Origin of the sequence: Ideonella benzenivorans, assembly GCF_020387415.1 — a bacterium.
GTDB classification, from domain to species: Bacteria; Pseudomonadota; Gammaproteobacteria; order Burkholderiales; family Burkholderiaceae_C; genus Ideonella; species Ideonella benzenivorans.
Genome location: NZ_JAGWCB010000020.1, coordinates 303,494 through 315,920, shown reverse-complemented (window position 1 = coordinate 315,920; position 12,427 = coordinate 303,494). Strand labels below are relative to the sequence as shown.

The following is a 12,427-nucleotide window of genomic DNA, read 5'->3' as shown; positions in this document are numbered from 1 at the left end:
GAGATGGAGGGCCACGGCATGCGCAACGTCCTGGGGTTTCTGATGGGTGGCCTGATGGCCGCATCCTGTGGTGCCGCGCCCCTGGGCGAAGGCCTGCGGACGGAAGATCATTGGCCGCAATGGCAGTTGCGGGTGAGCACGGTGATGCAGCCGATGGACCTGGGCAGCCAGGGGCCGGAAGCGCCTTCGTTGACCTTGGGCGCCGCCAGCGTGTCGGGAGACCGCTACTTCCCGCTCGGCCGTCTGGGCGATGGCGGCGGGCTGCGCGCCACCGGCGCCCTGCTGTTCGGCCCGCCAGATGTCGCGCTCGGCGCCCCGGTGCCGGCGGGCTGGAATCTGGTGCTGAGCCGGCCCACCCTGCTGAGCACCGGCGCCCGGTCCACCCATCTCGCACCCACCCCCTATCTCGGTATGGGCTACACCGCCTGGTGGTCCCACAGCGGCTGGCACGTCAGCGCGGACCTGGGCCTGCTGGCCCAGAACCCCGGCCGCTGGTGGCGCCCCGCCATGGTCAACCCGCAGACCGGCGAAGCGCTGGACAGCAGCCCCTGGTTGACCCCGGTGATGCAGCTCCAGTTGGGTTATCGGTTCTGAGGCCTTCTGCGGGTGGGGAATTTTCAGGGCGTCGTCCGGGGCCTTGCGCCAGCCGGACGACTCGAAATGCCGGCTTGGCGTATAAACCGCGCATTGGGCGCCACACCCCTTGGGGGTCTGGCGCTTTCTTTCCCTGCACAGCAACCGCGAAGACAGCCATGAGTGACGTTCAGCAACGCATCGACCAAATCGTCAAGGGCCACAAGGTCGTCCTGTTCATGAAGGGCACGGCCCAGTTCCCGATGTGCGGCTTCTCGGGCCGGGCCATCCAGATCCTGAAGGCCTGTGGCGTGAAGGACCTGACCACGGTGAACGTGCTGGAAGACGAGGAGATCCGCCAGGGCATCAAGGAATACGCCAACTGGCCGACCATTCCTCAGCTCTATGTGGACGGTGAGTTCGTCGGCGGCTCGGACATCATGATGGAGATGTACCAGTCCGGCGAGTTGCAGCCGCTGCTGACCGCCTGAGGCTGCGCCCTTGACGGCATCGCCCCTGCCACCGCGACCACGGGTCGTGGTGGGTATCACCGGCGCCTCCGGCGCCTGTTACGGCGTGCGCCTGCTGGAGCGGCTGCGCGCGCTGGATGTGCACACCCATCTGGTGGTTACCCCAGCCGGGGTGCTGAACGCCCACCATGAACTGGGCCTGGACCGGGACGCCCTGGAAGGGCTGGCCGACGAGGCCCATGGCGTTGGTGACATCGGAGCCTGCATCGCCAGCGGCAGCCACGCCACCGACGCGATGGTGGTGGCCCCTTGCTCGATGAAAACGCTGGCCGCCGTCGCCCATGGCTTGGGTGACAACCTGCTGACCCGGGCCGCCGACGTCACGCTCAAGGAGCGGCGGCGGCTGGTGCTGATGGTGCGTGAAACCCCGTTCAACCTGGCCCACCTGCGCAACATGACCGCAGTGACGGAGATGGGCGGCATCGTGTTTCCGCCGCTGCCGGCCTTCTACCACCGGCCGCAGAGCATTTCCGAACTCGTCGACGACACGGTCGAGCGGGTGATCGAACTGCTGGGCATCGGCGACGCGCAGCCACGGCGCTGGACCGGGCTCTGACCCTCGCGTTCAGGCCAGCGCGGCCACCCAGCGCTTGCGGGCGCCCAGCACCATGTTCGGATACTCGGCCCGGCCCCGGCTGCCGTTGTAGCGGCCCAGCGCCATGAACAGGTCGCCCTTCTCGACGTCGAGGTAGTGGCGCAGGATCACGCAGCCAAAACGCAGGTTGGTCTGCATGTGAAAGAGCCGGGAGACATCGCCATCGCCGATCTGGCGCATCCAGAACGGCATGACCTGCATGTAGCCGCGAGCCCCCGCGACGCTGATCGCGTACTTGCGGAAGTTGCTCTCCACCTGCACCAGCCCCAGCACCAGGGCGGGCTCCAGGCCGGCGCGCTTGCTCTCGTACCAGAGGGTCTCGAGAAACTCGACCCGGGTCTGCAACTCGGACTTCTGGCGCTTGAGCCGGTCGCTCATCGCGCCCAGCCAGCGCAGGTACGCCAGCCGGTCCTCGATGGTGTCGAACCGGGGTTTGGGTGGCGCGCCGTCGGCCACGGCGGCCGACAAGGCGGTGCGCACGGCATCGGCCAGTCGTTCCTCGACCTGGGCACCGGCCCAGGCCGGACGCCAGCCGGCGCTCAGACAGACCGCCGCGGCCCCCAGCAGGCAGAACCGCCGGCCCGCTGAGGGACCGGCGTCACGCGGGCTCATGCCGACAGGCGCGCCTTCACGAACGCGCCCACCTCGGCCAGCGGCACCTTGCTGGCTTCAGCATCCTGCCGCCCCTGCACCTCCAGCGCCCCTTCCTTCAGGGCCCGGTCGGAGATCACCACGCGCTGCGGCACCCCGATCAGTTCCCAGTCGGCGAACATCGCGCCGGGGCGTTCGCCGCGGTCGTCCAGCATCACGTCCAGGCCCGCCGCCAGCAACTCCTCGTGCAACGCATCGGCCGCCGCCTTGACCTCGGCCGAGCGGTCGTAGCCGATCGGGCACAGCACCACCTGGAAGGGGGCGATGTTGGCCGGCCAGACGATGCCGCGTTCGTCGTGCTTCTGTTCGATGGCGGCCCCGAGGATGCGGGTCACGCCAATGCCGTAGCAGCCCATCTGCATGAACTGGGGCTTGCCCGTCTCATCCAGGAAGGTGGCGTTCATGGTCTTCGAGTACTTGGTGCCCAGGAAGAACACGTGGCCCACCTCAATGCCGCGCTGAATGGCCAGCACGCCCTGGCCGTCCGGCGAGGGATCGCCCTCGACGACGTTGCGGATGTCCGCCACCAGATCGGGCTCGGGCAGATCACGACCCCAGTTCACACCGGTGAGGTGGAAGTCGACCTCGTTGGCACCGCAGACCCAGTCGGCCATGCGGGCGACGGTGCGGTCGGCCACCACCTTGACCGGCTTCTTCAGGCCGATCGGCCCCAGGTAGCCCGGCTTGCAGCCGAAGTGCTCATCGATCTCGGCCACGGTGGCGAAGCGAAAGCCGTTCTTCAGCCCCTCGACCTTGCCGGCCTTGACCTCGTTGAGCTCGTGATCGCCCCGCACCAGCAGCAGCCAGACCGTGGTGCCGACGATGTCGCCGGCCTCGTTCAGGTCGTCGGTGGCCAGCACCAGCGACTTGACGGTGCGCTCCAGCGGCAGGCCCAGCAGCGCAGCCACATCGGCACAGGTGCTCTTGTCCGGGGTGGCCGTCTTGGTGAGGGCCTGGGCAGGGGCGGCGCGCTCGGCCAGTAGCGGCAGGGCTTCGGCCAGCTCGATGTTGGCCGCGTACTCACTGGTCGGGCAGTAGACGATGGCGTCCTCGCCGGTGTCGGCGATCACCTGGAACTCATGCGACAGGTCGCCGCCGATGGCGCCGGTGTCCGCCGCCACCGCACGGTAGGCCAGCCCGAAGCGATCGAAGATGCGCTTGTAGGCGTTGAACATCGTCTGGTAGCTCTTGGTCGCCCCGGCTTCATCACGGTCGAAGGAATAGGCGTCCTTCATCGTGAATTCGCGGCCACGCATCACGCCGAAGCGTGGGCGGCGCTCGTCACGGAACTTGGTCTGGATGTGATAGAAATTCTTGGGCAGCTGCTTGTAGCTGCGCAGTTCCTGGCGAGCGATGTCGGTCACCACCTCTTCCGAGGTCGGCTGGATCACGAAGTCGCGGTCATGCCGGTCCTTGACCCGCATGAGTTCCGGCCCCATCTTGTCGAAGCGGCCCGTTTCCTGCCACAGCTCAGCCGGCTGCACGATCGGCATCAGCAGCTCCACCGCGCCGGCACGGTTCATCTCCTCCCGGATGATGGCCTCGACCTTGCGGATCACCCGCAGGCCCATCGGCATGTAGTTGTAGATGCCGGCGCCCAGGCGCTTGATCATGCCGGCACGCATCATCAGCTTGTGGCTGACCACTTCCGCATCGGCGGGAGCTTCCTTCAGGGTGGAGATGAAAAACTGGGAGGCTTTCATGGGGAGATGGCACCGTGTCGACCCCGTGCGGGTTAGCGAGAACCTGCGCAGCGGGCACGGCCGGTGCTATATTGATTTCAGTTCAAAATCAGGGGTTTGATTATGCTCGACCGGGAAGGCTATCGGCCCAACGTCGGCATCATCCTGCTCAACGTCCGCAACCAGGTGTTCTGGGGCAAGCGCTTGCGCACCCACTCCTGGCAGTTCCCGCAAGGGGGCATCAAGTACGGCGAGTCGCCTGAGCAGGCGATGTTCCGTGAGTTGCACGAGGAAGTCGGGCTGCGGCCTGAGCACGTCGAGATTGTCGCGCGCACCCGGGACTGGTTGCGCTATGACGTGCCCGAGAATTTCATCCGCAAAGACGCCCGCGGGCACTACAAGGGCCAGAAGCAGATCTGGTTCCTGTTGCGCCTGCGTGGGCGCGACAGCGACATGAACCTGCGCGCCACCAACCACCCGGAGTTCGACGCCTGGCGCTGGAACGAGTACTGGGTGCCGCTGGATGTCGTGATCGAGTTCAAGCGCGATGTCTACCAGCTGGCCTTGACCGAGTTGGCGCGCTTTCTGCCCAAGGTGTCGCAGCATCCGAACCGCTACCTGCGGGGCGGCGTGCGCCCGCATGGGCGGGACCGTCGTGACGAGCGACCGCCTGCCGAGTTCCCCCGTGGGGAGGCCAGCGTCACGTCCCCCTCAGAGCAGCACCAGATTGTCCCGGTGGATGAGCTCGGTGCCGTGGGTATACCCGAGCAGCCCCGCGATCTGTGACGAGGGCTTGCGCACGATGAGCCGCGCTTCGGTGCTGGAGTAGCTGGCCAGACCGCGGCCGACCTCCTGCCCCTGCGCATCGCAGACGGAGATCACGTCGCCACGCTGGAATTCCCCTTCCACCGCGGTGACCCCGATGGGCAACAGGCTGGCCCCTTCCTGGCTCAGCTTGGCCACGGCACCGGCGTCGATGCGGACGGCCCCGTGGATCTGCAGGTGGTCCAGGATCCACTGCTTGCGCGCCGCCATCTTGGCCGTGCCCGCCACCAGTGCCGTGCCGATCGATTCGCCCGCCACCAGGCGCAGCAGCACGTCGGGCTCGCGCCCCCAGGCGATGACGGTGCTGGCACCGCTGCCGGCCGCCCGCTTGGCCGCCAGCACCTTGGTGATCATGCCGCCCGTGCCCACGCCCGAGCCGGCGCCGCCGGCCATCTCTTCGAGCGCCGGATCACCGGCCTGCGCCACCTCGATGAAGCGGGCCGCCGGGTCCTTGCGCGGATCGGCCGAGTAGAGGCCTTTCTGGTCGGTCAGGATCACCAGCGCATCGGCCTCGATCAGGTTGGCCACCAGGGCCCCCAGGGTGTCGTTGTCGCCGAACTTGATCTCGTCGTTGACGACGGTGTCGTTCTCGTTGATGACCGGGATCACCTGCAGGCCCAGCAGGGTCAGCAGCGTGGAACGCGCGTTCAGGTAGCGCTCGCGGTCGGCCAGATCGGCATGGGTGAGCAGCACCTGCGCGCTGCCCATGCCGTGGCGCGACAACTGGCTCTCGTACATCTGCGCCAGGCCCATCTGACCGACGGCCGCCGCGGCCTGCAGTTCCGACAGCTCGGTGGGCCGGCTGGACCAGCCCAGGCGCTTCATGCCTTCGGCAATCGCACCGCTGGAAACCATGACAACTTCCAGGCCCTGGTGGGCCAGCGTCGCCATCTGGCGGCACCAGTTGCCAATCGCCTCGGCATCCACCCCGCGGCCCTCGTTCGTCACCAGGCTGGAGCCTACCTTGACGACGATGCGCCGCGCGTTCTTCAGGGCCTCACTCATGGCCGGCCTCGCCGGGCGCCTCGTCGAAACGCGGATCACGCTCGGGCGGCGGCAATTCCTGCTGGGCCGCGACGTGGTCCCAGATGGCGTGCAACAGCGGCTGCAAACCTTCGCGCGCCAGGGCAGAGATCTCGAACACCGGGCCCTTCCACTTGTAGCGCTTGACGAAATCCTTGACCCGCGCGGCCCGCTCGCCCTCGGGGATCATGTCCAGCTTGTTGAGCACCAGCCAACGCGGCTTGTTGAACAGGCCCTCGTCGTACTTGCGCAGTTCCTCGACGATGGCCTTGGCCTGCTGCACCGGGTCGACGCCTTCGTCGAACGGCGCCAGGTCCACCACGTGCAGCAGCAGCCGGGTGCGCTGCAGATGGCGCAGGAACAAGTGGCCCAGCCCTGCGCCTTCGGAAGCCCCTTCGATCAGGCCCGGGATGTCCGCGACGACAAAGCTCTTCTCGGGGCCGACGCGCACCACCCCCAGGTTGGGATGCAGGGTGGTGAAGGGGTAGTCCGCGATCTTCGGACGCGCATTGGAAATCGCCGCGATCAGCGTGGACTTGCCCGCATTGGGCATGCCCAGCAGGCCGACATCGGCCAGCACACGCAGTTCCAGCTTCACCTTGTAGCGCTCGCCCGGCCAGCCCGGCGTGTGCTGGCGCGGCGCCCGGTTGGTTGCGCTCTTGTAGTGCAGGTTGCCGAAACCGCCATCGCCGCCCTTGGCCAGCAGCACCGGCTCGTCCGGCTCGATCAGCTCGGCCAGCACGCGGCCGGTCTCGACGTCGGTGACGATGGTGCCCACCGGCATGCGCAGGATCACGTCGTCCGCCGCCGCACCGAAGCAATCCGCACCGCGCCCGCCCTCGCCGTTGCGGGCCTCGTGGCGACGCTGGTAGCGGTAGTCGATCAGGGTGTTGAGGTTGCGGTCGGCCACCGCGTAGACGCTGCCGCCGCGTCCGCCGTCACCGCCATCCGGACCGCCGAATGGGATGAATTTCTCGCGGCGGAAGCTCACGCAACCTGCCCCCCCGTTGCCGGCGGCGATGTCAATGGTGGCTTCGTCAACGAATTTCATGGTGCCTCGATGGTATCGGAGAGGATGCATCGCTCCCGCGATGCCGGTCGGCCACCGTCACGGGGCCAGAAGACAAAAAGCCCCGGCGAGCCGGGGCTTTGCGGTTTGCCTCGCGGCAAACAAAGAAGCGTGGCCTCAGGCCAGCGGCGTCACGTTCACGGTGTGGCGATCATGTTCGCCCTGCACGCGGAACGAGATGGTGCCATCGACCAGCGCAAACAGCGTGTGGTCACGGCCCATGCCGACGTTGGTGCCAGCGTGGAACTTGGTGCCGCGTTGACGCACGATGATCGAGCCGGCCGAAACCACTTGACCACCAAACGCCTTCACGCCCAGCATCTTCGGTTGGGAATCGCGGCCGTTCCGTGTGGAACCGCCGCCTTTTTTCTGTGCCATGGTTCAGAACTCCTTCTGATGCCTGGAATCAGGCGTTGACCGCGCTGATTTCCAGCTCGGTGTAGTTCTGGCGGTGACCGCCGTGCTTCTGGTAGTGCTTGCGACGGCGCATCTTGAAGATGCGGACCTTGTCGTGACGGCCATGGGCCACCACCACTGCCTTGACCGTGGCGCCGCTCACCAGGGGGGTCCCGATCTTCAGATCCGCGCCGCTACCCACGGCCAACACCTGATCGATCACGATTTCCTGGCCAACGTCCGCAGCAATCTGTTCTACCTTGATCTTTTCGCCGGCTGCAACTTTGTATTGCTTGCCACCGGTTTTTACGACCGCGTACATATGTGCCCTTTGCTCAATGGGGCCTGACCACTTGCTGCCCTCGCCTTCCCGCAAGAAGAAGAGGCGCAAAAAAGCCGGCCACCGCTCCGCCCAGGCCCATTCCCAGGCGAAGCCGGGCATCATAGCATGAAGTCAGCTCGAAAACCAGACGCCGCCCCCTCCCCGACATCAGGCGGGCAGCCTGTTTCTATAATGACCGGTTCGCGCCCAGAGCCGTTCCGTCCGCGCCCATGACTTCCACGCTTGCCCAGGCCTCCCCGACTGCTGCCCCCGCCGATCCGATGGCGTCGGACATGCAGCGCGTGGACGAGGTCATCCGCCAGCGCCTGAGCTCGGAAGTCCCGCTGGTGGAGCAGATCGGCCGCCACATCGTCGGCGCGGGTGGCAAGCGCATCCGCCCCCGGCTGGTGCTGCTGTTTGCCCAGGCGCTTGGCTATCAAGGTCAGCACCACTATGAATTGGCGGCCACCGTGGAATTCATCCACACGGCAACGCTGCTGCATGACGACGTGGTGGACGAATCCCTGCTGCGCCGTGGGCGCCCCACCGCCAATGCGGTGTTCGGGAATGCGGCCAGCGTGCTGGTGGGCGACTTTCTCTACTCGCGCGCCTTCGAGATGATGGTGTCGGTCGGCAGCATGCGGGTGCTGGACGTGCTGGCGGACGCCACCAATGTGATTGCCGAGGGTGAGGTGCTGCAGCTGATGAACATGCACCAGCCCGATGTGGCAATGGACCGCTACCTGCAGGTGATCCGCTACAAGACGGCCAAGCTGTTCGAAGCCAGTGCGCGCCTGGGCGCCGTGCTGGCCCAGAGCAGCGCCGAAGTGGAAGAGGCCTGCGCCGCCTATGGCCGCGCACTGGGCACCGCCTTCCAATTGGTGGACGATCTGCTGGACTACCAGGGCGACACCGCCACACTGGGCAAGAACGTGGGCGACGACCTGCGCGAAGGCAAGCCGACGCTGCCTCTGCTGGCGGCCATGCAACGCGGCACCACCGAGGAGCGCCAGTTGATCCGCCACGCCATCGAGCATGGTGAGGTGGATCGGCTGCGCGAGATCATCGCCATCGTGCACCGCACCGGCGCGCTGGAGGTGACGCGCGAGGCGGCCATGAAGGAGGCGGAAGCAGCCCGCCTCAGCATCGAAACACTTCCCTCTTCCAATGCGCAAAAAATCTTGCTAGAATTTCCTGCTCGATCAGTTGATCGGTCTTTCTGAGGGGAACCCAAGGAAAACTGGACAACCAATCGACCAGAAGTCGATGAGACTTTCGGGGTGTAGCTTAGCCTGGTAGAGCGCTACGTTCGGGACGTAGAGGCCGGAGGTTCGAATCCTCTCACCCCGACCAGGAATTTCCTTCTAGATCAAGCATTTATGCTGAACTACTCTGCATAGGCATTGATGCCAAGTTAGAGCAAATTCAAGATCTGGATGTCCCAAAGATGTCCCAAGACCGCAGAGGTTCTTGGGACATTTTTTTTGCGGACTCTCCTACTTCTCGGCTGTGGCGCATAGCCCGAGGTGGAACACCCAAGCAGGATGCCAACCCTCGCGCCTCGTTCGGCGCACAACTTCGGACCGGTAGGCAGTCGGCTCGGGAGGCGCTTTGCGCCTGTGTCTGGTGCAGTTGCAATGCAGGCATGCCGCAACAACATTTTCTGGTGCGTCACGGCCGCCGCTTGACCGAGGCACCAAGTGCTCTGCAGTACACCTCAAGCGAGATAAACCCGATCGCCTTGCAACCGATAGCTCGTCAGGGGAGGCGAGCCACATGTGGACGCCGCAATACCAGCAGCGCCCGCCCTGATGGTCGAAAGCTTTGCGGCGGAGGGTTTGGATCTTTGATGGCATAGGGACTCCTGGATGGAAAGTCCCCGCTGCCGAAATCCGGTCATCACGGGCACCGTCGCTCATGCGTATCGGCTGTGCTGCCCCATAGCGGGTTCAGCGGGCATGACCTCCCGGCCACGCGCAGCTCTATTCTGCCCGGCGCCGCGGGCCTCGGCAACGCGGGCGAGCCGCCCCAAAAAAAGTCCGCCTAGCTTGCGCATCAGGCGGACGAGAAACCGTCGCTGTCATCGCAATGCCCCCGCTCAGGGAGGAAAGGCGGGGAGGCCGAAGCCCTAGGGGGCTATACCGACCTCCTCGGCTTGCCCAGCCACGCGCGGTTTGCAATCCCGGAAAATGGAGGGAGAGCCGCCCGCCTGCCTCTTGTCCGGTTGGCCGCAACATCGGCGCGTCGGGAGACGCGCTGTTCTTCGAACATAAATTGAGCGGAGCCAGGGACATGACCAAATACACGAAGGGCCAAGACGACGATTTCGACTTTGACTGGGGCGACGATGCCGGCGCCGATGAACCGGAAGTCACCGAAGGCGAAGGTGATCAAGACGAGGTCGATCCCAATCGAGATCCAAACGCGCTGCCGGTGACTTGGAAAGCCGGCACGTTCAATGGCGAGGACTGCGTCAAGTTCTATGCGCACGGCGAAACCATGTCGTATGAGACAGGGAAAGTGACCAAGCGCGCTGTATTGCTCGCCCGCGTTTCCGAGCGCGAGCTGACGATGTTCCCCCTGGTCGCAAACCCCAGTCGGTCCAACTTTTTGGAGCCGAAATATGACGAGCTCACATCCATCACTGTCCTTCCCGAGGAAGGCCGGTCTTGGTGGCTCCCGGAGTCCCTTCGCGACTTCGAAGGGATGCTCAAAGAGCTGCCGACGGGCTTCGCCAGGCGCGCCATCTACGGGCTCGGCCTCCGGTGGGAATACCGGCTGATCCCCGAAGCCATCCGTGAGCTGGTGGGCGTGACGCACCTGATCATTGAGCCAGGCGACGACGCGAGGGTGGAATTGCCCGCATTCATGCTGGGCGCAGAGCGCTTCACCAGGATCCGCAAGGCCATCGACACAATCACCGGCAGGGCTTCATTGCGCTCTTTGAAGGCGCGCAGGCTCGCCGCTTATAACGAAACGCTGCATGCCGCCCTCCCCGATCAATTCGAGCATCGCTATCCCCCAGTCAAAGCCGGCGAAATCTACGAGCTAGTCCAACTGCGTGGCCGTGCGTCGAGTCGCAGCGCGAGGGACGGCATCGCTGCCGCGCAGGTGGTCAGGGAAGACGCGCAGAAGATCGCGAGCGAAGATCCATCGAAACTGTTCGAACTCAAGGCCGTCATCGAACAGGTCACGTTGGCGCAGCTCATTGGCGAGTTTGAGGCCATGCTGCAAAGAAACCTGCCCGAGCCGAAGTGGCAGTCGTTCTTCAAAGCCAACCCGTTCATCCTCGGCTTGGCCTTCCCCTACCCCGTCATCCTGTTTCAGGACCAAGCCAGCGTTGGGGGGACGACAATCCGCGGGAATGGAGAGAGCATCGTCGACTTCCTGATGGCGCAGCAATTCACGGGGAACCTCGCCATCGTCGAAATCAAGCGCCCGTCCACCGCGCTGGTCGAACCCAAGACCTACCGGGGCGACCTGCACGCGCCGCATCGGGATCTCACGGCTTCGATGGCGCAGGCGCTCGATCAGCGTGCAGTGCTGCTGCACCACTTCGCCGCGAAGAAATCTTTCGACCCCACCCTGGCCGATGCGCACGTCTCCTCGGTCAACTGCATCGTGATCGTTGGCTCGCTGCCGAAGGATGCAGCCCAAGTTCGCTCGCTGGATCTCTTCCGCCATTCATCGAAGGATGTCGCGGTCGTGACGTTCGACGAGCTGCTGGCCAAACTCAAGGAACTGCACCGCTTGATGTCGGCAAACGCGTCCGCTCCCGCGGCGCCGCCGGCCGCCCCAGAAGGGCCCAATAAAGACTTGTTCTGAGATCGACAAGCCGACCCCCACGCCACGCCGATGACCTCGCTGTTCGATCAATTCTCAATCAAGGGCAAGGATGTCTACGTAGTGGACGATCATCACAAGGCGTTGGCCGCGTGGACGCTGATCCGCCGGAAGACGGAGGCCCCTCCCAATCTGATCACGATCGATCACCACACCGACACTTACGAGGCATTCCTGGGCTATGCCCACTGGGAAGCCTACGAGGGACGTGTGGCCGATCAAGAGGCCTTCCGCCTCGCCCAGGTGGCGGACATTGATTGGCAGGACGACAAGAGCGTGGCAAAGGCCGTTGAGAACTTGAAGCACGACGAGCACATCGACGCCGCCACATGCTCAGGGGTGTTGGGAAACGCCTTTTGCATCCAATTGAGCGATTCGGACGCAACGCCATCGATCGAGCAGCTCGCCTTCGACAAGAGCATGGAGGAGAACTGGCCCAATCCGCCAACGGAGCCGAAGCCCAAGCGGCCGATGTCCTATGCCCCGGCGGCCAATCGCATCTATGCCTTGCCCTTCGATTGCTTCATCGGCTGCCAAGCCAAGCCGCACAACGACGCCTGCCTAGCGCGGCAATCGAACGAGATCATCGAGACTAGGTATCTCGACGACCAGCTCCAACGCGGCGCCGAGATCTCCCGCAGCATCGGCTTGGCCGATTTGGAAGCCGCGCCCTACATCCTGGACATCGACCTCGATGCCTTTCACTCCCGGCGGGCCATCACCCCTGAAGACACGTCGACGTTCTATCGCCTGATCAAGAACGCCGTGGCCGTCACGATCGCCACCGAGGCCGAATGCGTCGAAGACCTGTGGCTTGATGAGCAGGACCGGATGGCCGCCGCCGAACTCTTGAGGAAGATGCTGGCCCACATCGACAAGGCCTTATGAGGCAAGAGCTTGGTGGGCCAGGCGCTCCGC

The 12,427-nt window shown here is 65.0% G+C and carries 13 protein-coding genes, 1 tRNA gene and 1 pseudogene; 8 read left to right on the top strand and 7 right to left on the bottom strand.

Annotated features, from left to right (window positions below; genetic code table 11):
• Window positions 1-18 precede the first annotated feature (18 nt).
• The 3 genes from KGA65_RS20240 (at window position 19) to KGA65_RS20230 (ending at window position 1,659) form a co-directional block, all read left to right on the top strand.
• Window positions 19-594, top strand: coding sequence for a hypothetical protein (locus KGA65_RS20240; protein ID WP_225864929.1), 576 nt, complete (start codon window positions 19-21; stop codon window positions 592-594).
• A 158-nt stretch (window positions 595-752) separates the two neighbouring features.
• Window positions 753-1,064: a Grx4 family monothiol glutaredoxin gene (gene grxD / locus KGA65_RS20235; protein WP_225864928.1), complete on the top strand. Its 312-nt coding sequence runs from the start codon at window positions 753-755 to the stop codon at window positions 1,062-1,064.
• A gap of 10 nt (window positions 1,065-1,074) precedes the next feature.
• Window positions 1,075-1,659, top strand: coding sequence for a UbiX family flavin prenyltransferase (locus KGA65_RS20230; RefSeq protein WP_225864927.1), 585 nt, complete (start codon window positions 1,075-1,077; stop codon window positions 1,657-1,659).
• Between the two features lie 9 nt (window positions 1,660-1,668).
• Here KGA65_RS20230 and KGA65_RS20225 read toward each other — a convergent pair whose 3' ends face one another.
• Window positions 1,669-2,310, bottom strand: coding sequence for a lytic transglycosylase domain-containing protein (locus KGA65_RS20225; protein WP_225864926.1), 642 nt, complete (start codon window positions 2,308-2,310; stop codon window positions 1,669-1,671).
• The gene (locus KGA65_RS20220; RefSeq protein WP_225864925.1) at window positions 2,307-4,052 is read right to left on the bottom strand and encodes a proline--tRNA ligase; all 1,746 of its coding nucleotides are present in this window, start codon (window positions 4,050-4,052) and stop codon (window positions 2,307-2,309) included. Before KGA65_RS20220 ends, KGA65_RS20225 begins: the two co-directional genes overlap by 4 nt.
• A gap of 102 nt (window positions 4,053-4,154) precedes the next feature.
• Between KGA65_RS20220 and KGA65_RS20215 the strand changes: the two are divergent.
• Window positions 4,155-4,668: pseudogene (locus KGA65_RS20215) on the top strand (RNA pyrophosphohydrolase); the annotation flags it as partial.
• Between the two features lie 74 nt (window positions 4,669-4,742).
• Here KGA65_RS20215 and proB read toward each other — a convergent pair.
• The 4 genes from proB to rplU all read right to left on the bottom strand — a co-directional run bounded on the left by proB (window position 4,743) and on the right by rplU (window position 7,666).
• Entirely contained in the window at window positions 4,743-5,861 is a 1,119-nt protein-coding gene (gene proB / locus KGA65_RS20210; protein WP_225864923.1) for a glutamate 5-kinase, read from the bottom strand.
• Window positions 5,854-6,930 (bottom strand): Obg family GTPase CgtA, encoded by a 1,077-nt coding sequence (gene cgtA, locus KGA65_RS20205; RefSeq protein ID WP_225864922.1) that lies wholly within the window; start codon window positions 6,928-6,930, stop codon window positions 5,854-5,856. The genes proB and cgtA overlap by 8 nt, the downstream gene beginning before the upstream one ends.
• Before the next feature lie 135 nt (window positions 6,931-7,065).
• Window positions 7,066-7,326: a 50S ribosomal protein L27 gene (gene rpmA, locus KGA65_RS20200; RefSeq protein WP_225864921.1), complete on the bottom strand. Its 261-nt coding sequence runs from the start codon at window positions 7,324-7,326 to the stop codon at window positions 7,066-7,068.
• A gap of 28 nt (window positions 7,327-7,354) precedes the next feature.
• Window positions 7,355-7,666 carry a 50S ribosomal protein L21 gene (gene rplU, locus KGA65_RS20195; protein WP_022980501.1) on the bottom strand — a complete coding sequence of 104 codons (312 nt, stop codon included), beginning with the start codon at window positions 7,664-7,666 and terminating at the stop codon, window positions 7,355-7,357.
• Window positions 7,667-7,896: 230 nt separating this feature from the next.
• On the opposite strand from rplU, the gene KGA65_RS20190 reads away from it, so the two are divergent.
• Entirely contained in the window at window positions 7,897-8,889 is a 993-nt protein-coding gene (locus tag KGA65_RS20190) for a polyprenyl synthetase family protein (protein WP_225864920.1), read from the top strand.
• 53 nt (window positions 8,890-8,942) lie between these two features.
• A tRNA-Pro gene (locus KGA65_RS20185) sits at window positions 8,943-9,019 on the top strand.
• A 143-nt stretch (window positions 9,020-9,162) separates the two neighbouring features.
• Here the strand turns inward: KGA65_RS20185 and KGA65_RS21210 are convergent.
• The gene (locus KGA65_RS21210; protein ID WP_225865013.1) at window positions 9,163-9,444 is read right to left on the bottom strand and encodes an HNH endonuclease; all 282 of its coding nucleotides are present in this window, start codon (window positions 9,442-9,444) and stop codon (window positions 9,163-9,165) included.
• A 514-nt stretch (window positions 9,445-9,958) separates the two neighbouring features.
• Between KGA65_RS21210 and KGA65_RS20175 the strand changes: the two genes are divergently transcribed.
• Both KGA65_RS20175 and KGA65_RS20170 read left to right on the top strand, forming a co-directional pair.
• On the top strand, window positions 9,959-11,491 hold the full coding sequence (locus tag KGA65_RS20175; RefSeq protein WP_225864919.1) for a Shedu immune nuclease family protein: 1,533 nt from the start codon (window positions 9,959-9,961) through the stop codon (window positions 11,489-11,491).
• A 30-nt stretch (window positions 11,492-11,521) separates the two neighbouring features.
• Complete coding sequence (locus KGA65_RS20170) at window positions 11,522-12,397, top strand: peptide arginase family protein (RefSeq protein ID WP_225864918.1); 876 nt, start codon at window positions 11,522-11,524, stop codon at window positions 12,395-12,397.
• The last annotated feature ends 30 nt before the right edge of the window (window positions 12,398-12,427 follow it).

What these genes read in the sequence shown, in the direction of transcription:
- KGA65_RS20240 (WP_225864929.1), top strand. Translation starts at nt 19, where the DNA reads ATGCGCAACGTCCTGGGGTTTCTGATGGGTGGCCTGATGGCCGCATCC.
- grxD (WP_225864928.1), top strand. Translation starts at nt 753, where the DNA reads ATGAGTGACGTTCAGCAACGCATCGACCAAATCGTCAAGGGCCACAAG.
- KGA65_RS20225 (WP_225864926.1), bottom strand. Translation starts at nt 2,310, where the DNA reads ATGAGCCCGCGTGACGCCGGTCCCTCAGCGGGCCGGCGGTTCTGCCTG.
- KGA65_RS20220 (WP_225864925.1), bottom strand. Translation starts at nt 4,052, where the DNA reads ATGAAAGCCTCCCAGTTTTTCATCTCCACCCTGAAGGAAGCTCCCGCC.
- proB (WP_225864923.1), bottom strand. Translation starts at nt 5,861, where the DNA reads ATGAGTGAGGCCCTGAAGAACGCGCGGCGCATCGTCGTCAAGGTAGGC.
- cgtA (WP_225864922.1), bottom strand. Translation starts at nt 6,930, where the DNA reads ATGAAATTCGTTGACGAAGCCACCATTGACATCGCCGCCGGCAACGGG.
- rpmA (WP_225864921.1), bottom strand. Translation starts at nt 7,326, where the DNA reads ATGGCACAGAAAAAAGGCGGCGGTTCCACACGGAACGGCCGCGATTCC.
- rplU (WP_022980501.1), bottom strand. Translation starts at nt 7,666, where the DNA reads ATGTACGCGGTCGTAAAAACCGGTGGCAAGCAATACAAAGTTGCAGCC.
- KGA65_RS20190 (WP_225864920.1), top strand. Translation starts at nt 7,897, where the DNA reads ATGACTTCCACGCTTGCCCAGGCCTCCCCGACTGCTGCCCCCGCCGAT.
- KGA65_RS21210 (WP_225865013.1), bottom strand. Translation starts at nt 9,444, where the DNA reads ATGTGGCTCGCCTCCCCTGACGAGCTATCGGTTGCAAGGCGATCGGGT.
- KGA65_RS20175 (WP_225864919.1), top strand. Translation starts at nt 9,959, where the DNA reads ATGACCAAATACACGAAGGGCCAAGACGACGATTTCGACTTTGACTGG.
- KGA65_RS20170 (WP_225864918.1), top strand. Translation starts at nt 11,522, where the DNA reads ATGACCTCGCTGTTCGATCAATTCTCAATCAAGGGCAAGGATGTCTAC.